The organism is Buchnera aphidicola (Mindarus abietinus) (genome assembly GCF_964059085.1).
Lineage (GTDB): Bacteria > Pseudomonadota > Gammaproteobacteria > Enterobacterales > Enterobacteriaceae > Buchnera_A > Buchnera_A aphidicola_C.
On sequence record NZ_OZ060398.1, the window covers coordinates 237,171 to 256,834 of the forward strand.

20 protein-coding genes and 1 pseudogene are annotated in these 19,664 nt (G+C 20.3%); 11 read left to right on the top strand and 10 right to left on the bottom strand.

Going from position 1 to position 19,664, the window contains the following annotated elements; genetic code table 11:
- Positions 1-667, top strand: a 667-nt coding sequence (grpE, locus tag AB4W62_RS01075) for a nucleotide exchange factor GrpE (RefSeq protein ID WP_367680100.1), incomplete at its 5' end; no start/stop codon positions are given.
- 74 nt (positions 668-741) lie between these two features.
- Here the strand turns inward: grpE and AB4W62_RS01080 are convergent.
- Positions 742-1,029, bottom strand: coding sequence for an RnfH family protein (locus AB4W62_RS01080; protein WP_367680101.1), 288 nt, complete (start codon positions 1,027-1,029; stop codon positions 742-744).
- 60 nt (positions 1,030-1,089) lie between these two features.
- Here AB4W62_RS01080 and smpB point away from each other — a divergent pair, with 60 nt between their 5' ends.
- Together smpB and tadA are read left to right on the top strand one after the other, a co-directional pair.
- Entirely contained in the window at positions 1,090-1,554 is a 465-nt protein-coding gene (smpB, locus tag AB4W62_RS01085) for an SsrA-binding protein SmpB (protein WP_367680102.1), read from the top strand.
- A gap of 49 nt (positions 1,555-1,603) precedes the next feature.
- Complete coding sequence (gene tadA / locus AB4W62_RS01090; RefSeq protein WP_367680103.1) at positions 1,604-2,047, top strand: tRNA adenosine(34) deaminase TadA; 444 nt, start codon at positions 1,604-1,606, stop codon at positions 2,045-2,047.
- A 6-nt stretch (positions 2,048-2,053) separates the two neighbouring features.
- Here the strand turns inward: tadA and acpS are convergent, their stop codons facing one another.
- The 5 genes from acpS to lepA all read right to left on the bottom strand — a co-directional run bounded on the left by acpS (position 2,054) and on the right by lepA (position 6,813).
- Positions 2,054-2,434: a holo-ACP synthase gene (gene acpS / locus AB4W62_RS01095; protein ID WP_367680104.1), complete on the bottom strand. Its 381-nt coding sequence runs from the start codon at positions 2,432-2,434 to the stop codon at positions 2,054-2,056.
- Positions 2,435-2,498: 64 nt separating this feature from the next.
- Positions 2,499-3,329 (bottom strand): GTPase Era, encoded by an 831-nt coding sequence (gene era, locus AB4W62_RS01100; protein ID WP_367680105.1) that lies wholly within the window; start codon positions 3,327-3,329, stop codon positions 2,499-2,501.
- The gene (gene rnc / locus AB4W62_RS01105) at positions 3,326-4,006 is read right to left on the bottom strand and encodes a ribonuclease III (RefSeq protein ID WP_367680106.1); all 681 of its coding nucleotides are present in this window, start codon (positions 4,004-4,006) and stop codon (positions 3,326-3,328) included. Before rnc ends, era begins: the two co-directional genes overlap by 4 nt.
- An 81-nt stretch (positions 4,007-4,087) precedes the next feature.
- Positions 4,088-5,002, bottom strand: a complete 915-nt coding sequence (lepB, locus tag AB4W62_RS01110; protein ID WP_367680107.1) for a signal peptidase I — start codon at positions 5,000-5,002, stop codon at positions 4,088-4,090.
- 17 nt (positions 5,003-5,019) lie between these two features.
- Complete coding sequence (gene lepA / locus AB4W62_RS01115) at positions 5,020-6,813, bottom strand: translation elongation factor 4 (RefSeq protein WP_367680108.1); 1,794 nt, start codon at positions 6,811-6,813, stop codon at positions 5,020-5,022.
- Between the two features lie 192 nt (positions 6,814-7,005).
- Between lepA and mnmA the strand changes: the two genes are divergently transcribed.
- The 8 genes and pseudogenes from mnmA (at position 7,006) to ribA (ending at position 16,796) form a co-directional block, all read left to right on the top strand.
- Positions 7,006-8,130 carry a tRNA 2-thiouridine(34) synthase MnmA gene (gene mnmA, locus AB4W62_RS01120; protein ID WP_367680109.1) on the top strand — a complete coding sequence of 375 codons (1,125 nt, stop codon included), beginning with the start codon at positions 7,006-7,008 and terminating at the stop codon, positions 8,128-8,130.
- A 178-nt stretch (positions 8,131-8,308) separates the two neighbouring features.
- On the top strand, positions 8,309-9,679 hold the full coding sequence (gene purB, locus AB4W62_RS01125) for an adenylosuccinate lyase (RefSeq protein WP_367680110.1): 1,371 nt from the start codon (positions 8,309-8,311) through the stop codon (positions 9,677-9,679).
- A 446-nt stretch (positions 9,680-10,125) separates the two neighbouring features.
- A complete protein-coding gene (locus AB4W62_RS01130) occupies positions 10,126-10,914 on the top strand; it encodes an enoyl-ACP reductase (protein WP_367680111.1) in 789 nt (262 codons plus the stop codon).
- 185 nt (positions 10,915-11,099) lie between these two features.
- Positions 11,100-13,049 carry an exoribonuclease II gene (locus AB4W62_RS01135; protein ID WP_367680112.1) on the top strand — a complete coding sequence of 650 codons (1,950 nt, stop codon included), beginning with the start codon at positions 11,100-11,102 and terminating at the stop codon, positions 13,047-13,049.
- A 178-nt stretch (positions 13,050-13,227) separates the two neighbouring features.
- Positions 13,228-13,872 (top strand): YchE family NAAT transporter, encoded by a 645-nt coding sequence (locus AB4W62_RS01140; RefSeq protein WP_367680113.1) that lies wholly within the window; start codon positions 13,228-13,230, stop codon positions 13,870-13,872.
- A 170-nt stretch (positions 13,873-14,042) separates the two neighbouring features.
- On the top strand, positions 14,043-14,663 hold the full coding sequence (gene lipB / locus AB4W62_RS01145; protein ID WP_367680114.1) for a lipoyl(octanoyl) transferase LipB: 621 nt from the start codon (positions 14,043-14,045) through the stop codon (positions 14,661-14,663).
- 147 nt (positions 14,664-14,810) lie between these two features.
- A pseudogene (gene lipA, locus AB4W62_RS01150) lies at positions 14,811-15,665 on the top strand (lipoyl synthase); the annotation flags it as partial.
- 543 nt (positions 15,666-16,208) lie between these two features.
- A complete protein-coding gene (ribA, locus tag AB4W62_RS01155; protein WP_367680115.1) occupies positions 16,209-16,796 on the top strand; it encodes a GTP cyclohydrolase II in 588 nt (195 codons plus the stop codon).
- Positions 16,797-17,260: 464 nt separating this feature from the next.
- Here ribA and AB4W62_RS01160 read toward each other — a convergent pair whose 3' ends face one another.
- The 4 genes from AB4W62_RS01160 to AB4W62_RS01175 form a co-directional block, all read right to left on the bottom strand.
- The gene (locus AB4W62_RS01160) at positions 17,261-17,668 is read right to left on the bottom strand and encodes an H-NS family nucleoid-associated regulatory protein (RefSeq protein ID WP_367680116.1); all 408 of its coding nucleotides are present in this window, start codon (positions 17,666-17,668) and stop codon (positions 17,261-17,263) included.
- 273 nt (positions 17,669-17,941) lie between these two features.
- Complete coding sequence (gene yciA, locus AB4W62_RS01165; RefSeq protein ID WP_367680117.1) at positions 17,942-18,337, bottom strand: acyl-CoA thioester hydrolase YciA; 396 nt, start codon at positions 18,335-18,337, stop codon at positions 17,942-17,944.
- 31 nt (positions 18,338-18,368) lie between these two features.
- Positions 18,369-18,902: a septation protein IspZ gene (locus AB4W62_RS01170; protein ID WP_367680118.1), complete on the bottom strand. Its 534-nt coding sequence runs from the start codon at positions 18,900-18,902 to the stop codon at positions 18,369-18,371.
- Positions 18,902-19,663: a YciC family protein gene (locus AB4W62_RS01175; RefSeq protein WP_367680119.1), complete on the bottom strand. Its 762-nt coding sequence runs from the start codon at positions 19,661-19,663 to the stop codon at positions 18,902-18,904. The genes AB4W62_RS01170 and AB4W62_RS01175 overlap by 1 nt, the downstream gene beginning before the upstream one ends.
- Between the last annotated feature and the right edge of the window lies 1 nt (position 19,664).

The window sequence follows — 19,664 nt, forward strand, 5'->3', positions numbered from 1 at the left end:
AGAAAATAAAATTAATGATCTTGAATCTACTATAGATAAAGAAAATAAAATTAATGATCTTGAATCTACTATAGATAAAGAAAATAAAATTAATGATCTTGAATCTACTATAGATAAAGAAAATAAAATTAATGATCTTGAATCTACTATAGATAAAGAAAATAAATTAAAAGAAATAAATTTTTTTAAAGAAATTAATGATCCAGAAATAAAAGAATTAAAAGATAAAATATTAAAATCTGAAAATAATTTAATAAAAAACAAAATTTTTTTAGAAAAAAAATTAGAAACGACTAAGTTTTTATTTAGAAAAGAAATAGAAAAAAATCATAAATTTTATTTAGAAAAATTTATAAAACAGTTACTTCCTATAATAGATAATTTGGAAAGAGCATTAGAATCAATCATTAAAAATAATGAAAAATCTGTAATTTTAATATCTAGAAAATTAAAAAAATTAATAGATTTAATTTTAAATATATTAAATTCCTTTAATATAGAAGTAATTAAAGAAAAAAATATTTTATTTAATCCTGAAATTCATCAGGCAATATCGGTTCAAAAATCAAAATACATTAAATCAAATTATGTTATTCTAGTTATGCAAAAAGGATATAGGTTAAATAACCGATTATTACGTCCTGCTATGGTTATAGTTGCTGAATAAAAGATATATCTATATTTAAAAATCTGCTAATTTAACAGAGGTTTTAGAAAAACTACTACCTCTGAAAGAAATTTTTATATTTTTTTATTTAAATTTCTTATTCTTAATTCTTGAGGAGTAAAAAAAAGGTTTCGATATATTTCAATTCTATCTCCTTCTTTAATATAATCATTTAAAGATACAATCTTTCCATAAATACCAATTTTGTTTTTAGATAGATTAATATTATGAAATATTTTTAAAATATTAGATTTCATAACTACATCTTTTACAGTCGAATTTTTAAAAACTTTTATTTTTAATAAATATTGAATTTCTGGAAATGCATAAACTAAAGTAACATTTATTTTTTTTACAAACATTTTTTTTAATTAATTAAAATTATAATAATTGATTAATTAATCTTAACTGGAATATTTCATATGTCAAAAAAAGATAAAAATGTTATTATTAATAATAAAGCTTATTATAATTTTTCTATTATTAATACATTTACAGCAGGAATTGTATTGCAAGGTTGGGAAGTTAAATCAATTCGGGAAAGAAGGATAGACATTAGCAATGGATATGTTCTTTTACGCTCTCAAGAAGCATATTTAAATTCAGTAAAAATTGAATTTAAACAAATAAAAAATAATTACGAAAAAATAGATCCTTTAAGAGAAAGAAAATTGTTGTTAACAAAAAAAGAAATAAATTTATTATTTAATGAAGTTAAAAATCAAAAATACACGATAATTCCATTATCTATATTTTGGAAAAAAAATTGGTGCAAAATAAAAATTGGTCTTTCTAAAGGAAGAAAAAAATATGATAAAAGAAATATAGAAAAGAAAAAAAGTTGGAAAATAGAGCAATCAAAATTAATTAAAAGAACATTAAGATAATTGAATAATTAAAATTAATATATTTTTTAAAAAGAAATAAAAATTGAACATGAAAAAAACAGATGAATATTGGATTCAATACAGTTTAAAATTAGCTCATTTAAGTAAAAAAAAAGAAGAAGTACCTGTTGGGGCAATATTAGTATTAAATAATAAAATAATCGGAAAAGGATATAATTCTTCTATAAATAAAAATGATCCTACTGCTCATGCAGAAATTGTTGCTTTAAGATTAGGTTCTAAAAAGATAAAAAATTATAGATTATTAAATACTACCTTATATGTTACTTTAGAACCATGTATAATGTGTTTGGGAGCCATTATACACAGCAGAGTAAATCGATTAGTGTTTGGAACAAAAAACAAGAAAGAAATTGATTTGAAATATATTTATTCCTATAAAAAAAAATTTATTCAAATTAAAAATATAAATTTACAAAATAAATGTGCAATTATTTTAAAAAATTTTTTTTCTAAAAAAAGAAAAAAATAAAAAAGATTACTTTTCCATTATTACCACTGCAGAGGCATACATTCTTTCATCTGTATAACTTACATGAATTCTTTTAATTTTAAAAAAAATAGCTAATTTTTTTGCTTCTTTAAGAAGACTTAATTTCGGTTTTCCAAAACTATCATTTTCTATTTGAAAATTTTTAAAAGATATTTTTTTTTGAATTCCAATACCTAATGCTTTAGAAGCAGCTTCTTTTATTACAAAACATTTAGCTAAAAAAAAAACTTTATTTTTATGAATTAAAAAATTCTTCCATTCTATTTTGGATAGAATTCTAAGAGGAAGTTTGTCACCCAAACGAAATACTATTTTCTGAATTCTTTTAATTTCAACAATATCTATTCCTATTCCAAAAATACACATATTAAAATATTAACCTTTAATTTTTTTTGAATGTTTATTTGAATTTAAAAAATATTTTTATTACTTACATAATTTTAAGAAAAAGATGAATTTTTTTTCTAAAGTTCAACTCTATATTTTTTCTAGAAGATAAACTTAATTTTTTTATCATATTTCCATTTTTTCCAATAAAAATTTTTTTGTGTTTTTCGTAATTTGTTTTTATAACAGCTTGAATATAATAATTATTATTAATAATTTTAAATGATTGAACCATAATTTTTGTATTATAAGGCAATTCTTTTTTTAAAAAGAATAACGTTTGTTTTCGTATTATTTCTGTTACTATAAAAATAGTAGAAGAATGAGTGATATATTCTTTAGGAAATAAGTGTGATGATAAAAATAATTTTTTTTTAATAAAAAATGATAAAGTATTTATATTTTCTCCTGTCTTAGCTGAAATAGGAATAATTTCTGAAAAATTAAATTTATTTTTTATGTTTTTTATATAGGGTAAAAGATTTTCTTTTTTTTTAACTTTATCAATTTGATTAATTAATAAAATTATAGGTATATCATATTTTTTAATATTTTTTAGAAAAAAAGTATCAATGCTGTCCCAGCATAAATATTTAGTCATGTATAATATACATGCACATTTTTTTTCTTTTTTAATAATTCGTTTAATAATTTCTCTTTTTTTTGGATTATCGATCATTCCAGGAGTATCTAAATAAACAAATTGATGTTTTTTTTCTGTTTTTATTCCTGTTATACAACTTCGAGTACTATTTTTTCTAAATGATGTAATAGAAATTTTTTTATTCATTAATTTATTTAATAATGTAGATTTTCCTGTATTGGATTTTCCAACAATTATTAATTTACCAAAATAAGTTTGTTTATTTTTCACGTTAATCCTAATTTTATTAAAGCATGTTGAGCAGCATCTTGTTCAGCTCTTCTTCGACTGGATCCTACTCCTATTAAATTTTCATTAATTCCTGAAATTTCACAATGAATTGTAAAGAGTTGATTATGTGCTTCTCCATATACTTTAACAATTAAATAAGAAGGTAAAGGTAAATGTTTAGCTTGTAAATATTCTTGTAATCTTGTTTTAGGATCTTTTTTTGTATTAATAGGATTTATTTTTTTTAATCTATGTTTATACCAATCAAGAATCAGTATTTCTATTTTATAAATATTACTATCTAAAAAGATAGCTCCTATTAAAGCTTCAATAGTATTTGCAAGAATGGATTCTCGTCTAAAACCTCCACTTTTAAGTTCTCCTTGTCCTAATTGTAAGTATTCTCCTAAATCAAATTCATAAGCAATTGTAGCCAATGTATGACCACAAACTAAAGAGGCTCTTATCCTACTCATATCACCTTCATTAATATGAGGAAAATATTTATATAAAGCATTTGCAATAATAAAGCTTAAGATAGAATCTCCTAAAAATTCTAATCTTTCATTATGTTGACTACTAGCACTTCGATGAGTTAATGCTTGAATTAGTAGTTCTTTATTTTTAAATTTATAACCTAATATTTTTTGCAGTTTATTTATTATAAAATTTGTCATTTTATAGCAATTCCAAATGTTTGGTAATTGAGTGACATATATAACAGAAATAAACAATAACAGTATTTAATATTTATTTTTTTAATAAATTTTTCCTATTCGATTAATTTGAATACCAGTAGGCCATTCATTTTCCTTTTTTTTTAAACTCATCCAAATTATTGTGGCTTTTCCTAAAATATTTTTTTTTGGAACAAATCCCCAAAATCTACTATCTAAACTATTGTCTCTATTATCTCCTAAAACAAAATAAGAGTTTTCAGGTATTTTCCATTGAAAAATAATTTCATTGGATTGATTAGGATTTTTTTTTATCTTTTGTTTTAATAAACATATTTTATGATTTATAGTATCTAATTTTTCTTCATAAGTATTAAAAGATAAATGAACGCTTTTTTTATTAACTGATTTAGCAATTTTATTTAAAAAAATACATTCATTTACAATTTTTTTTGAATAGATATAAATATTTTTTTTACATTTTTTTTTTATACTACATTTTTCTTTAATTATTATTTTTTTTTTAAAAAAATTATAGAATACTGTTTCTCCAGGTAAACCGATAATTCTTTTTACGAAATTTAATTTAGGATTTTTAGGATATTCAAAAACTATAATTTCTCCTCTTTTAGGAAAATTTTTTTTTATAAAAATGTTTTTTAGAAATGGAATTTTTATTCCATATTCAAATTTTTTAACTAAAATAAAATCTCCAGGAAATAACGTTGGTACCATGGAACTTGATGGAATTTGAAAAGGTTCAAAGAAAAATGATCTAATAAAAAAAATAAAAGAAATAATAAAAAATGTTATAAACATTGATTTTTCTATTAGTAATTTACTTATATTTTTTATAAATTTGGAAAAATATTTTTTTTTATATAAAAATATATAATTAGATATTTTTTTTTTAAGAAAACATTTTTTTAATAATCTAAATATTCCAGAGATTAAAGTTAATAAAAAAAAAATAAAAAATATTATTTCATTTCGCATATAAAATCCTTTAAAAATTATTTTTTACAGGTGTTTAGTACTGAGAAAAAAGCTTCTTGAGGCAAATTTACATTACCAATTTTTTTCATTCTTTTTTTTCCTTTTTTTTGTTTTTGAAGTAATTTTTTTTTACGACTAATATCTCCTCCGTAACATTTAGATAAAACATTTTTTCTTAATTGTTTTATTGTGGAGCGAGCAATAATTCGGTTTTTTACCTTAGCTTGTAAAGCTATATCAAACTGGTGACGAGGTATAAAATGTTTCATTTTTTTGATTATTTCTTTACCTCTCTCTAAAACTTGGCTTTCATGAATAATAATTGAAAAAGCATCTATTTTTTGAGCATTCACTAATATATCTAAACAAACCATATTAGATTTTTTAAATTTTTTAAAATCATATTCTAATGAAGCATAGCCACTTGAAATAGATTTAAGTTCATCAAAAAAATTTAAGATAATTTCTGACATTGGTATTTCATAAGTTAAAGATACTTGTTTTTCATAAAAAAAAATTTTTGTTTGAATACCTCTCTTTAAATTACATAATTTTATAATATTTCCTAAATATTGAATGGGAGATAGAATATAACATTCTGCAATAGGCTCTCTAAAAGATTTAATATTTTTTAATGCGGAAATTCTAGCAGGAGTATCAATATATATTAATTTTTCATTTTCATCTTCTATTTCATAAACAACCGTTGGAGCTGTTGAAATTAAATTCAATTGATATTCTCGTTCTAATCTAGCTTGTATAATTTCCATATGAAGCAAACCTAAAAATCCACATCTAAATCCAAATCCAAGAGCAATTGAATTTTCAGGTTCATAAAATAAAGAAGAATCATTCAAACTTAATTTTCCTAAAGCATCTCGAAACAAAGTATATTGTTCTGAAGAAATTGGAAATAATCCAGCATAAATTTGAGGTTTAACTTTTTTAAATCCGGGTAGTTGATTAATAGCTGGTCGTATTGAAGATGTTATAGTTGCTCCGACCGGAGCTCCTAAAATATTTTTAATTCCACAAATAATCCAACCAACTTCTCCACAATTTAAAATATCTTTTTTTATTTGTTTAGGTGTAAAAATTCCAATTTCTTCTATAAAATATTTTCTTTTAGTACTCATAATTTGTATTTTTTCTCCTTTTTTTAAAGATCCATTTTTTATACAAACAAGAGAAACTATTCCTAAATATTTATCAAACCAAGAATCAATTATTAAAGCTTGTAAAGGTTTTTCAATTTTTCCAGTGGGAGCTGGAATATCAGTAATTATTTTTTCTAATATATCAATAATTCCAAATCCTGTTTTTGCAGAACATTCAACTGCTTGTTTAGACGAAATGCCAATTATTTCTTCTATGTCTTTTCTAATTTTTTTAGGATCGGCAGTAGGTAAATCAATTTTGTTAATAACAGGAATAACTTTCAGTTTTTGTTCAATAGCTGTATAACAATTAGCAACAGTTTGTGCTTCTATTCCTTGACTTGCATCTATTACCAATAAAGCCCCTTCACATGCTGACAATGATCTAGATACTTCATAAGAAAAATTAACATGTCCGGGAGTATCAATAAAATTAAATTTAAAATTTTGCTTTTTTTTAGATAAATAGTTAATACTTACACTTCGAGCTTTAATAGTAATTCCTCTTTCTCGTTCCAATTCCATAGAGTCAAGAACTTGATTAGACATTTCCCGATTAGATAATCCTCCACATATTTGAATTAACCGATCAGAAATTGTTGATTTTCCATGATCAATATGTGCAATAATAGAAAAATTTCTTAAATATTTCATTTTTAAATTAATTTACCATTATAAAAAAAATAATTGTATTTTTTATATGTTTTATTTTAAACATATTAAATGATACAAAAATGTCATTTGCATTATTTAATTAATGATAATATCATCAAAGATAAAAAACACCTTATTTTATTTAACAGAACTATAAAATTGATATAAACTATTGAACATTAAAATATGATAATGATTAAAAAAAAAATAAAAAATCCTAAAGTTATTGTTGCAATGTCAGGAGGAGTGGATTCTTCAGTATCTGCTTGGTTATTAAAAAGGAAAAATTATCAGGTAGAAGGATTATTTATGAAAAACTGGGAAGAAGATGATAATTCTGAATATTGTGGATCTAAAAAAGATTTAAAAGATGCAAAAAAAGTATGTAAACAATTAAACATATACTTACATACTATAAATTTTTCTTTAGAATATTGGAATTATGTTTTTAAGAATTTTTTATCAGAACATAAATTTGGTCGAACACCAAATCCTGATATTTTATGTAATAAAGAAATAAAATTTAGATTCTTTTTAAATTTTTCAATAAAAGTATTAAACGCAGACTTTATAGCAACAGGTCATTATGTACGAAAAAAAGAAATTTTAAAAAAAATTTATTTATTAAAGGGAAGAGATTTAAAAAAAGATCAAAGTTATTTTTTATATTCTATTACTAATTATGCTTTAAAAAAAACTTTGTTTCCTTTGGGGAATTTTTGTAAAAAAGAAGTTAGAAAAATTGCTAAAAAATTAGATTTAGTAGTAGCAGAAAAAAAAGATTCTACCGGAATTTGTTTTATAAATCCAAAAAATTTTAAATTATTTTTAAAAAAATATTTAGAGGTTAAAGAAGGAAATATTATTTCTGTTAAAAAAAAATTATTAGGGAAACATTCTGGATTAGTAAATTATACGATAGGACAGCGTAAGGGATTAAAAATTGGAGGAAAAAAAAATTTTTCTTCTAAGCCTTGGTATGTGGTTGAAAAACATATTGATACTAATTCCCTAATTGTAGAACAAGGAATTAATAACATATATTTAATGTCTAAAGGATGTTTAGTTACCAACTTATCATGGATAAATGATTATTTAGTTTGTGATTCTTTCGAATGTACAGTTAAAACTAGATATCAACAAAAAGATATTAAATGTGTAATAAACAAAGTTAGTCAAGATTTAATTAAAGTCAGGTTTAAAAAACCTGTTTCTTCAGTGACCCCTGGACAGTCAGCTGTTTTCTATTTAAAAAGTATTTGTTTAGGGGGAGGCATTATCAAAAAAAGAATTGCTTTAAAAAAAATTAATATATAAGAAACGTTGAATATTATCTTTAATTAAATTTTATTTATAAAATATAAAAATATTTTTTAATTAGATTAAATATTTTTACTTAAAAAAAAACTTATAAAATTTAAAATTTTTTTCTAGAGTTTTAAATAATTAAAACTATATTTTTAGATGAATTAAGTAAAACATAGGAATTCCTTTAATGAAATTAAGTAATCTAATGGCCGTTTCTCCTATAGATGGAAGATATTTTAAAGAAACTTTTCTTTTACAAAAAATATTTAGCGAATATGCTTTTTTTAAATTTAAAATTAAAGTAGAAATTAGTTGGTTAAAAAAGTTATCCACTATTACAGAAATAAAAGAATTGCCTTTATTTGATAAAATTACAATTAAAAAGTTGAATGAAATTTATAAAAAATTTGATAAAAAAGATGCTTTTCAAATCAAAGAAATTGAAAAAGAAACTAATCATGATACAAAAGCAATTGAATATTTTTTAAAAAGAAAAATACTAAAAATAAAAAATTTAAATTTTATTTCAGAATTCATTCATTTTTCTTGTACATCAGAAGATATTAATAATCTTGCATATGCTTTAATGTTAAAAAAATTTATTAAAGTTTCTTTATTACCTTCTTGGAAAAAAATTATTTCTTTACTTAAAGAACTTTCTTTTTTGTATAAAAATATTCCAATGCTTTCTCGTACTCATGGGCAGCCTGCAACTCCAACTACAATGGGTAAGGAAATAGCAAATTTTATTTTTCGTTTATCTAGACAATTAAAAAAAATAAAAACAGTAGAAATTTTAGGAAAAATAAATGGAACAGTAGGAAATTATAATGCTAATTTAATTGCTTATCCAAATGTTGATTGGTGTAAAATAAGCAGAGAATTTGTAACTGAGCTTGGAATTAAATGGAATCCGTATACAACGCAAATAGAACCTCATGATTACATTGCCGAATTATTTAATTGCATAGCTATATTTAATTTAATACTTATCAATTTTTCTAAAGATGTTTGGGGATATATTTCAATTGGGTATTTTTCTCAAAAAAAATTAATAAAAGAAATAGGTTCTTCTATAATGCCACATAAAATAAATCCTATAAATTTTGAAAATGCTGAAGGAAATTTAGGATTATCTAATGCTATTATAAATTTTATTGGAGAAAAATTGCCTATTTCTCGTTGGCAAAGAGATTTAAGTGATTCTACTATATTAAGAAATTTAGGTGTAGGGTTAGGATATTCAGTAATAGCGTATTCTTCTATACAAAAAGGAATAAAAAAAATTTCGATTAATAAAAAAAAGATAAAAAAAGATCTAAATAATCATTGGGAAATACTTACAGAAGCAATACAAACAGTCATGAGGCGTTTTTCTATTAAAGATTCCTATGAAAAGTTAAAAGAAGAAATTAAAAAAAATAAAATTAATTCAGAAAATATTTCTAAATTTATCGATAATTTATCTATTCCAAAAGAAGAGAAAGAAAGATTAAAAAGATTAACACCTAGTAATTACATAGGATTATCAGTTGAACTGACTAATCGAATTTTATAAAAAATAATTCATTGTCAATTAAATTTAAACAAAATTTAATTTTTATTTTTTTTAAAATAAACGCACTTTAATTAAAAATTATTTTTTAATATATAATAAAAAATTAAGCGAAAACATAACTTATAAAAAATTTATTTTTTATCTTAAATTGATAAGGAATTAAAATAATAAAAATAAAATTGATTAATTTGATATTTAAAAATATTTATTTCAAAGAAAGAAGGTTTAAACCTTCTTTTTTAATTTATATTTTTAGAAAATATTAATTTTTAATTAAAATTGTACATTAAGAAAAAATTAATAATATATAAGAATATATTTAAATATAAAATTTTTATTTTACTAATACATAAATTTACTTAATTATTAATTAACTTTTAAAACACATAATAAGTTAAGAAAATTTATATTTTTTAAAAAAAAATAATAGATAAAATTAAACTAATATGAAAAATTATCAAAAAAAAATACTTTTAGGAAAAAAAATACTAATTACTGGAGTTTTAAATAAGTTTTCAATTGCATATGGAATAGCAAAAAAAATTCATGAATATGGAGCTGAATTAGCATTCAGTTATTATTCTGAAAAAAATAAAAAAAAAGTTATAGAATTAGCTAAATTTTTAAATTCAGATATTGTTTTTTTTTGTAATGTTAAAAAAGATAATAGCATTAAAAATTTTTTTTTAAATTTAAAAAAAATTTGGAAAAAATTTGATGGAATTGTTCATTCGATAGCCTATGTTTCTAAAAAACAATTGGATGGAGATTTTTTAGATGTACTAACTAGAAAAGAATTTATACTTTCTCATGAAATTAGTTCATATAGTTTTTCCGCATTAGCAAAAGAATCTAAAAATATGTTAAATGACTCCTCTTCCTTAGTAACTATTTCTTATATTGGTTCCACTAAAGTTATTCCAAATTATAATGTTATGGGTTTAGCTAAGGCTTCTCTTGAATCAAATGTTCGTTATATAGCTTCTTCTCTTGGAAAAAAAAATATTCGAGTTAATGCAGTTTCTTCAGGTCCTATTAAAACTGTTTCTTCATATGGTATTAAAGGTTTTAAAAAAATTATGAATAATTCTATTAAAAATAGTTTTATTAAAAAACCTATTAGTATTTTAAATATAGGGAATTCTGTTGTTTTTTTGTGTTCTGAATTATCTATAGGTATTACTGGACAAGTTATTTATGTTGATGGAGGATTTAATGTTTCTGTCATGAGTTAATATTTTTACTTCTACCCGAATAATTTTAAATTTATTTAACATATTATCAATTTTATTTTTAAGTAATAAATGTAAAAAGTATTATTTTTTAAAAAAATAAAAAATAAAAAAAAATTACTAAAAATTAAAAAAATAATTTTTTTATAAAAATTTTAAACGTATTTTATCAATTAGGTTTTAATATTATGTTTTATAACAATCCATTATTAATAAAGTTAAAGAAAAAATTAGAAAAAAAAATATCAACAGTTGAAATAGAAGGAACAGTTAAAAGCACTAAAAAAGAATTTGGTTTTTTAGAAACTAACTCTCATAAATTTTATTTCTTATCCCCTAAAGAAATGAAAAAAGTAATGCACGGAGATAAGGTAAAAGCTGAAATTATTTTTAAAAATAATAAAGAAATTGTATTTATAAGAAAATTATTAGCACCTAGTCTAAAAAAATTTATTGGAAGAATAAAAAAAAAGAAAAATATATTTTATATAATTCCAGAAAATTTATTAATAAAAAGAACAATTTTTTGTAATAAAAAAAATAATATGTCAAAAATGTTTAAAGAGGGAGACTGGGTAATTGCTAAATTAATACAACATAAATTAAATGGTTATAAGGTATTTTTTGCTGAGTTATTAGAATTTATTGTAAATTCAAATAATCCTTTTTATTTATGGAGTGTGATACTTTCAAAATATAATTTAAAAAAAAAAGAACCTTCTATAGATATTAAGGAAGATATAGAATTTATTTCAGATGAATTAAATCGGAAAGATTTAACAAATTTAGAATTTATTACTATTGATAATGATAATACTAAAGATATTGATGATGCTTTATTCATTCAAAAAGAAGAAAGTAATAAAATTAAATTAATCGTTGCTATTGCAGATCCAACTTCTTATATATTAGCTGGAAGTAAATTAGACAAATCAGCTGAAAAACGCGCATTTACTAGTTACTTACCAGGATTTAATATTCCTATGTTACCGAGATTATTATCAGAAAATTTATGTTCTTTATGTCCGAATAAAAAAAGACCAGCATTAGTTTGCGAAATTATAATTTCTCAAGATGGAAACATTTTAGAAAAAAAAACTAAATTTTTTACAGCTTGGATAAAATCCAAAAAACAATTAACATATTTAAATGTTTCTAATTGGTTAAATAATATAGGTTCTTGGAAACCAAGTAGCGATTCTATAGCAAAAAAGTTGATTTTATTGAAAAAATTTTCTTTACTTCGTTTAAATTGGAGAAAAAAAAATAATTTAGTTTTTAAAGAAAGGTTAGAATATCGATTTCAAGTTAATAATATAGGAGAAATTATTAATATTTATATAGAACCTCGAAAAATTGGAAATAGAATAGTAGAGGAAGCAATGATCGCGGCTAATATATGTGCTGCTAATATATTATCTAAAAAATTAGGATTTGGAATATATAATACTCATGTTGGATTTGATTTAAAAAATACTAAATTTACAGTTAAATTTTTAAAAAAATATGGAATTTTTTTTGATAGTAAAAAAATTAATACTTTAAAAGGATTCAAAAAACTTTATCTTATTATAAACAAATTATCAGATAATTATCTTGAAGCAAGAATTCGAAAATTTCAAGCTTTTGGAAAAATAAGTATACTTCCTAAGCCACATTTAGCTTTAGGATTAGAAGCATATGCAACATGGACTTCTCCAATCAGAAAATATGGAGATATTTTAAATCATCGATTAATAAAATCTATTATTAAAGAAGAAACAGTAAAAAAACCAAAAAAATCTATTTTAATTAAAATAAATGAACAACGTAGAAAAAATAAAATGGCTGAAAAAGAAATACAAAATTGGCTATATGTAAATTTTTTAAAAAAAATTGATGAAAAAGATAAAATTTATTCTGCAGAAATTATAGATATTTATAAAAATGGAATTAAGGCAAGAATTATTGAAAATGGTGCTTATGTATTTATTCCTTTATTTTTTTTACATTCTAAAAAAAATGAAGTAGTATGCAATAAAGAATATGGAATTATAGAAGTTTTAACACATATATTTTATAGAATATCTGATATTTTATCAGTAACTATTGTTGATATTCAAATCGATAAAAAAAATATAATAGCTTGTCCAATATAAAAATATAATATATTATTATTTTTTAAATTTTATTAGAAAATTTTTTATTTTTAATTAATTTAAATTTGTTAATTTTAAATTAGAAATTTAATTTTTTATGCATTAATTATTTCTTCTAAAATGACTAATAGTATTATATTTTATTTAAATTTTTAATTCAAAAATATGGAGATAAAATATGAATATATTATTCGGTGATTTTTTTATTTATATAGAATTTTTTTTTAGTTTATTTGCATTAGTCAATCCAATAGGATTAATTCCTATTTTTTCTAGTATAACAAGCAAACAAACAATTAAAGAAAGAAATCGAACTAACTTAATTGCTAATATATCCGTCAGTATTATTTTAAGTATTTCTTTATTTTTAGGACAAACTATCTTAAATATTTTTGGTATTTCAATTAATTCCTTTCGAATTGCTGGAGGTATACTAGTAATTGCCATTGCTTTTTCTATGTTAACTGGAAAAATTGTAAAAAAAGCAGATAAAAATAAAAAATCTATAACATGTGACTCTGCTGTATCAGATGATGTTAGTGTAGTACCATTAGCAATGCCTTTAATAGCGGGCCCGGGTGCTATAAGCTCTACTATTGTTTGGAGTAGTCAACATCCTAGTTTACAAAACTTAACAATTTGCAGTGTAATGATATTAATCTTTTCATTTTTTTGTTGGACATTATTTAGAATTTCTCCTTTAATAGTAGATTTTCTTGGAAAAAATGGAATTAATATTATGACTAAAATAATGGGATTATTATTATTTTCTATAGGAATTGAATTTATAACTACTGGAATTAAATCCATTTTAAATATCTAGAATATTTTTACTTTTATAAATTTTTTATAAAAAAATTAATTTTTTTCGAATTAAAAATAAAAATAATGAATATTCGATATTCATTATTTATTTAATAAATAACTTTTAACAATCAAGTTTTAATTTCATTAAATAATTTTTATTTTTTTAACGTTAATCAGGAATTTGATGTGTATAAAAAAAAAATTATTATTCGCAGTTTAGGATTAAAAAATTGGAAAATCGTTTTTAATGCCATGAATGAATTTAACTTTCTTCGAAAAAGTACGACTTTAGATGAAGTTTGGTTCGTTGAACATTATCCTGTTTATACTCAAGGTCAGATTAAGAATAAAAAAAATATTATTAAAGTTACTAACATTCCTATAGAAAATAGTGATAGAGGTGGACAAATTACTTATCATGGTCCTGGACAAAAATTAGTGTATTTTTTAATTGATTTAAAGAGAAGAAAAATACATGTTCGAAAATTAATTGAAATATTACAAACAATTGTTTTAAATACTTTAAAGAAAATTAATGTTATAGGAAAAATCAAAAAAGAAATGCCAGGAGTTTATATAAAAAATAAGAAAATATGTTCATTAGGATTAAAAATAAAAAATGGTTATTCTTTGCATGGTTTTTCGATAAATATAAATATGGATTTAATTCCTTTTCAAAATATTATTCCCTGTGGAAATAATTCCATAAAAATGGTAAATCTTTCTGAATTTGCGTCTTCAAAAAAATTAAAAAATATAGAAAACATTTTAAAAAAACAAATTTTAAAAGAATTTGGAAAATATTAATAATAATTTTTTATCACTTAAAATTTATTTCTTTTATGCTATTATTATTAGTTAACTAATAAAATAAAAAAATAATTTTTTTCAGGATTTTATTTATATAAAAAATGGAATTTTTGTTATTTTTTAAAGAATTTTTTCTTATAAATTATGTTAAAAAAACCTAATTGGATAAAAATTAAAGTTCCAACGAATTCAGAAAAAATTGATACAATGATTAATAGATTAAGAAAAAAAAAATTAAACTCTGTTTGTGAAGAAGCTAAATGTCCTAATTTAAGAGAATGTTTTAATAATGGGACAGCGACATTTATGATTCTTGGAAAAATTTGCACAAGAAAATGCCCCTTTTGTGCTATACTAAACGGTAGGCCTATGCCTATTGATAAAGATGAACCTAAAAATTTAGCTTTAACTATTCATAGTATGAATATAAATTACGTGGTTATTACATCTGTTGCTAGAGATGATTTACGTGATGGAGGAGCTAAACATTTTTTAAAATGTATCAAAGAAATTAGAAAAAAAAAGAATATAAAAATAGAAATTTTAGTACCTGATTTTAGAAAAAAAGTCCAAATAGCATTGGATATATTAGAATTAGAACTTCCAGATATATTTAATCATAATTTAGAAAATGTTCCTCGTTTATATTCTGAAATACGACCAGGAGCAAATTATTTTTCTTCTCTAAATTTATTAAATATTTTTAAAATTAGAAATCCAAATATTCCCACTAAATCCGGATTAATGTTGGGTTTAGGAGAAACGGAAAAAGAAGTTATTCAAGTAATGAAAGATTTAAGAAATAACGGAGTAAATATGATCACAATAGGGCAATATTTACAACCTAGTAAATTTCATTTAACTGTAAAACGTTATATAACTCCTCAAGAATTTAAAGATTTTCAAAAAGAAGCACTTTCTATGGGATTTACTAATGCTTTTTGCGGTCCATTTGTTCGTTCTTCTTATCATGCAAAAGATCAGATCAAGAATTTTTAATTAATTTTTTTTATTTTTGAAATAATATTTCAGGATTGATTTTTAGAAATATTTCGTATATCTCTAATTATGTTAGAAATATAAAGAATTTTTTATTAGAAAATACTTTTTTTAATAAAAAGTTATTAAATTAATAAGCAGCTAAGCTCCCAGCTGCTAATTGACTTAATTATTCGAGCTATATAAACTAGTAAAGTTTACTTATATAAAGTATAAAAATATTGCTTAAAAAAATTAAAATAAAGTATTTTTTTATAAAAAAAACTATTTATTAATTTTTAATTAATTATTTATTAATAATAAAAAAATAAAATTTATATAAATTTATTTACTTTAAAAAAAAATTATAAACTAGTTTAATTTAAACTTTGTAATTGTTGTAAGAAATTATTAATTAACTCAAATATTTTTTTGAGATTTTTATTTCGAATATAAACATCAATATATATTTTAAAAAAATTAATATATTTAAATTAAATATAGATGGGATTTAATTATATTAGTTATTTATTTTATATATTAAAAAAACAGGATTTTTTTATTATGCGAGTTAAAAAAATATCAGAAGCTAATTTACCAACTCCATGGGGAAATTTTTTAATTATAGGATTTGAAGAAAAAAATAGTTATAAAAATCATATAGCATTAATTTATGGAGATATAGAAAAAGATATTCCTATCTTATCAAGAATACATTCTGAATGTTTAACAGGAGATGCTTTTTTTAGCTTAAGATGTGATTGTGGCTTTCAATTAAAAAAAGCTTTAGAATTAATTTCTATTGAAAATCAAGGTATTTTAATTTATCATCGACAAGAGGGCAGAAATATTGGATTATTAAATAAAATTAAAGCTTATTCTTTACAAGATAGAGGCTTAGACACTGTAGAAGCAAATCAAAAATTAGGATTTTCTGCGGATGAAAGAGATTTTTCTATTTGTATAGATATATTTAATATATTAAATATAAAAAAAATTAAGTTATTAACTAATAATCCATTGAAAGTAAAAATTTTAAAAGAATCAGGTTTAGAAGTTACTGAAAGAATATCAATTATTGCAGGAAAAAATTCTAATAATTTTAATTATTTAATGACTAAAGAAAAAAAAATGGGACATTATTTAAAATAACTTTATTAATAAAAAAAATTGTTATACTTGCAATTTATTTCTAATGTATTTAAAAAAAATAAAATTAAAATTTTTTATAGAATTAATTATTTCTTTTTTTAAATCCTGTCAAAAATATTCTATTTTTATAATTTTAATGATATAAAGTTTTGATTTGTATATTCTTTTATTTTTAAAATTTTAAATAATTAAACTTAAATTTAAATTTAATTATTTTTTTTTTTTTTTAATTAATTTTAAACTTTATATATGATTTTTAAAAGATTTTTTTTACAAAATTAATATTTAAAAAATACTAAATAAGTCTATTAAAAAAAATATTTTTATTCAAATTTTTTTTAAAAAAGTTAATTAATTTTAATTAAAAATATTAAGAATATAATATTTAAAAAAAGTTCTTTTAATTTAATTCATTATTAAATAGATAATATTTAATAAATTAAAAATTAAATTCTAAAAATTTTTTATAAAAGAAAATCTTTTAATTTTTTTTCTTTATTTAAAATAGCAGTTTTTATAATACCAGGTGTTCTTCCCTTTCCAGTCCAAGTTTTAATTTCCCCTTTTTTATTAAAATATTTATATTTAGCAGGATTAATAATTTTATTGTTTTGATTAATATCCTTTTTAGAATTTTTATTTGGGAATAATTCATTAGGGCTAATTCCATCAGCCAATAACATTTTTCGATAATGATTGAGTTTTTTATTTTTTTCTCTTATTTTTTCTTGTAATTTTATTTCTTTTTTTCTTTTTTCATTAACGATAATTTTAATTTTTTTTAATATCTGTTCTAAAATTTTTAACGAAAATTTTTTAGTTTGAGAGCGCAAAATACGTATATTATTAAATTTTTTAAATTTATTTTTCATTTGGATAATCTCAATATTAGATTAAGAAATTATTTTATGATTCGAAATAAATTATTAAATTTCTTTAAATATTATTTATTTAGAAAAAAAAATGAATTTTTATAAAAATTTTTTATTTTTAATAATTCTATTATTATATTCATGTATGTTATTTAAAACATAAAAATATTTTATTTTTTATAAAAACATACATGAAATAAAAAAAAATTTATATTTTTAACTTTATATATATAGAATTTTTTTTTTCTTTTATGATTTCTATTTTAATATTTTTTAAATTAAAATAGTACGAGGTTTACCAGTATCATCAATAGCTACGTATATAAAATTTGATATTGCAACAATATATTTTTTTCCTATAGGTGTAGAAGAAATTTTTTTGATCCATATTTCTATATTAATAGAAATAGAACTTGTCCCTATTTTTATAATTTCCGCATAACAGCTAACAATATCTCCTATAGAAATAGGTTTTAAGAAAGTTATATTATTAACTTGAACCGTAACAACTTTCCCTTTAGAAATTTCTTTTGCAAGAATAGCCCCCGCAATATCCATTTGTGACATAATCCATCCTCCAAATATATCTCCATTTGAATTAGTATTTGAATTAGTGGGAACTATTCGCAAAACCATTTTTCCTGTAGGTTGATTTTTTTTTATTTCCATATTAAAACTTTTTCCTTATCAATTTAAAAAATTATTTTTTTTTGTTTTTTATGTAAAAAACATAAAAGAGATTTAATAAAAAAGCAATACTAGTTAATATAACTATTCCGAAAATTTTAAATTTTATCCATGTTATTTCAGAAAAGTTTAAAATTATATAAGCATTAAAAGTGCCTAAAAAAATAAAAAAAAGAGCCCAAAAAAAATTAATTTTTTTCCATTCTTCATTTGGAATATTTATTTTTTTTTCAAAAATTTTTTCTATAAAAGTTTTTTTCATAAAAAATTGATTAATTAATAAAGTAATTGAAAGAATTATATTTAATACAGTAACTTTCCATTGTATGAATAAAAAATTTTTATATATCATAGAATTTAATGCAATAAATATTATTAATAAAAAATTAATTAAATTCACTAAGTCTATTTTTTTATAAATTTTAATATGTATTAATAATGAAAAAATTGAAGATAAAAGTAAAAATATAGAAGCTAAAAAAATATTATATTTAATATATATTATATAAAAAATTAGCATGGAAAATATATCTAACAAATTTATCACTATAAAAAATTCCTATCTTCATTAACAATAAAAATATAAAAATGAAATAAATATATAATTAAAAAAGATAATAAAAGATTATTAATCCAATATAATAAAAAAATATTTAAATATGAAGAAATTATACTATTGGTAATAAAACTAATAATTAAAATTGTAGTTTTGCTAAGTATCCAAAAAATTATACTTGGAAAAATAAATCTCATATTTTTAAAAGTTATATTGATACTCTTTTTAATTGAAAACACTACATTTTTTTCTTCGGAAAATAAAATTATAGGAGATAATGATAATAAACTAGATATAAATAAACCAGGAATAATAAATATCATAGAACCAAATTGAATAATAATTGTTAATACGATAACTAATAGTAATAAGTTTGGAAAAAAAGTAATCATTTTATAAAATTTTTTTTTCCATAAATTACTTTCATTTGAAAAAAAAAGTTCAAGAATACCTATTATTCCAATTAATAAAATAGTATTACTTATTAAATAAGAAAAAATTTTAGAAAATAGTATCTTAAGTAATATTTTTTGTTCTGAAAAATGCATAGTTTGAATTTTTGTAAATAAGTAATTAGTATTATATTTATTTAATTCATAAAAAATGCTTAATTTTCTATATTCTGGAGCAACAAAATAATTTGCAGTCATTGCAATTAAAGCAGAAAAAAGAGAAATTAAAAATATAATCCAAAAACGCTTTATAAAAAATTTTTTAGAGTTATTGAATAATATTTTATTTGTAATGTACATA

Excerpts from the sequence above, each read along its gene's own strand:
- AB4W62_RS01080 (WP_367680101.1), bottom strand. The coding sequence starts at position 1,029 with ATGTTTGTAAAAAAAATAAATGTTACTTTAGTTTATGCATTTCCAGAA.
- smpB (WP_367680102.1), top strand. The coding sequence starts at position 1,090 with ATGTCAAAAAAAGATAAAAATGTTATTATTAATAATAAAGCTTATTAT.
- tadA (WP_367680103.1), top strand. The coding sequence starts at position 1,604 with ATGAAAAAAACAGATGAATATTGGATTCAATACAGTTTAAAATTAGCT.
- acpS (WP_367680104.1), bottom strand. The coding sequence starts at position 2,434 with ATGTGTATTTTTGGAATAGGAATAGATATTGTTGAAATTAAAAGAATT.
- rnc (WP_367680106.1), bottom strand. The coding sequence starts at position 4,006 with ATGACAAATTTTATAATAAATAAACTGCAAAAAATATTAGGTTATAAA.
- lepB (WP_367680107.1), bottom strand. The coding sequence starts at position 5,002 with ATGCGAAATGAAATAATATTTTTTATTTTTTTTTTATTAACTTTAATC.
- lepA (WP_367680108.1), bottom strand. The coding sequence starts at position 6,813 with ATGAAATATTTAAGAAATTTTTCTATTATTGCACATATTGATCATGGA.
- mnmA (WP_367680109.1), top strand. The coding sequence starts at position 7,006 with ATGATTAAAAAAAAAATAAAAAATCCTAAAGTTATTGTTGCAATGTCA.
- purB (WP_367680110.1), top strand. The coding sequence starts at position 8,309 with ATGAAATTAAGTAATCTAATGGCCGTTTCTCCTATAGATGGAAGATAT.
- AB4W62_RS01130 (WP_367680111.1), top strand. The coding sequence starts at position 10,126 with ATGAAAAATTATCAAAAAAAAATACTTTTAGGAAAAAAAATACTAATT.
- AB4W62_RS01135 (WP_367680112.1), top strand. The coding sequence starts at position 11,100 with ATGTTTTATAACAATCCATTATTAATAAAGTTAAAGAAAAAATTAGAA.
- AB4W62_RS01140 (WP_367680113.1), top strand. The coding sequence starts at position 13,228 with ATGAATATATTATTCGGTGATTTTTTTATTTATATAGAATTTTTTTTT.
- ribA (WP_367680115.1), top strand. The coding sequence starts at position 16,209 with ATGCGAGTTAAAAAAATATCAGAAGCTAATTTACCAACTCCATGGGGA.
- AB4W62_RS01160 (WP_367680116.1), bottom strand. The coding sequence starts at position 17,668 with ATGAAAAATAAATTTAAAAAATTTAATAATATACGTATTTTGCGCTCT.
- yciA (WP_367680117.1), bottom strand. The coding sequence starts at position 18,337 with ATGGAAATAAAAAAAAATCAACCTACAGGAAAAATGGTTTTGCGAATA.
- AB4W62_RS01175 (WP_367680119.1), bottom strand. The coding sequence starts at position 19,663 with ATGTACATTACAAATAAAATATTATTCAATAACTCTAAAAAATTTTTT.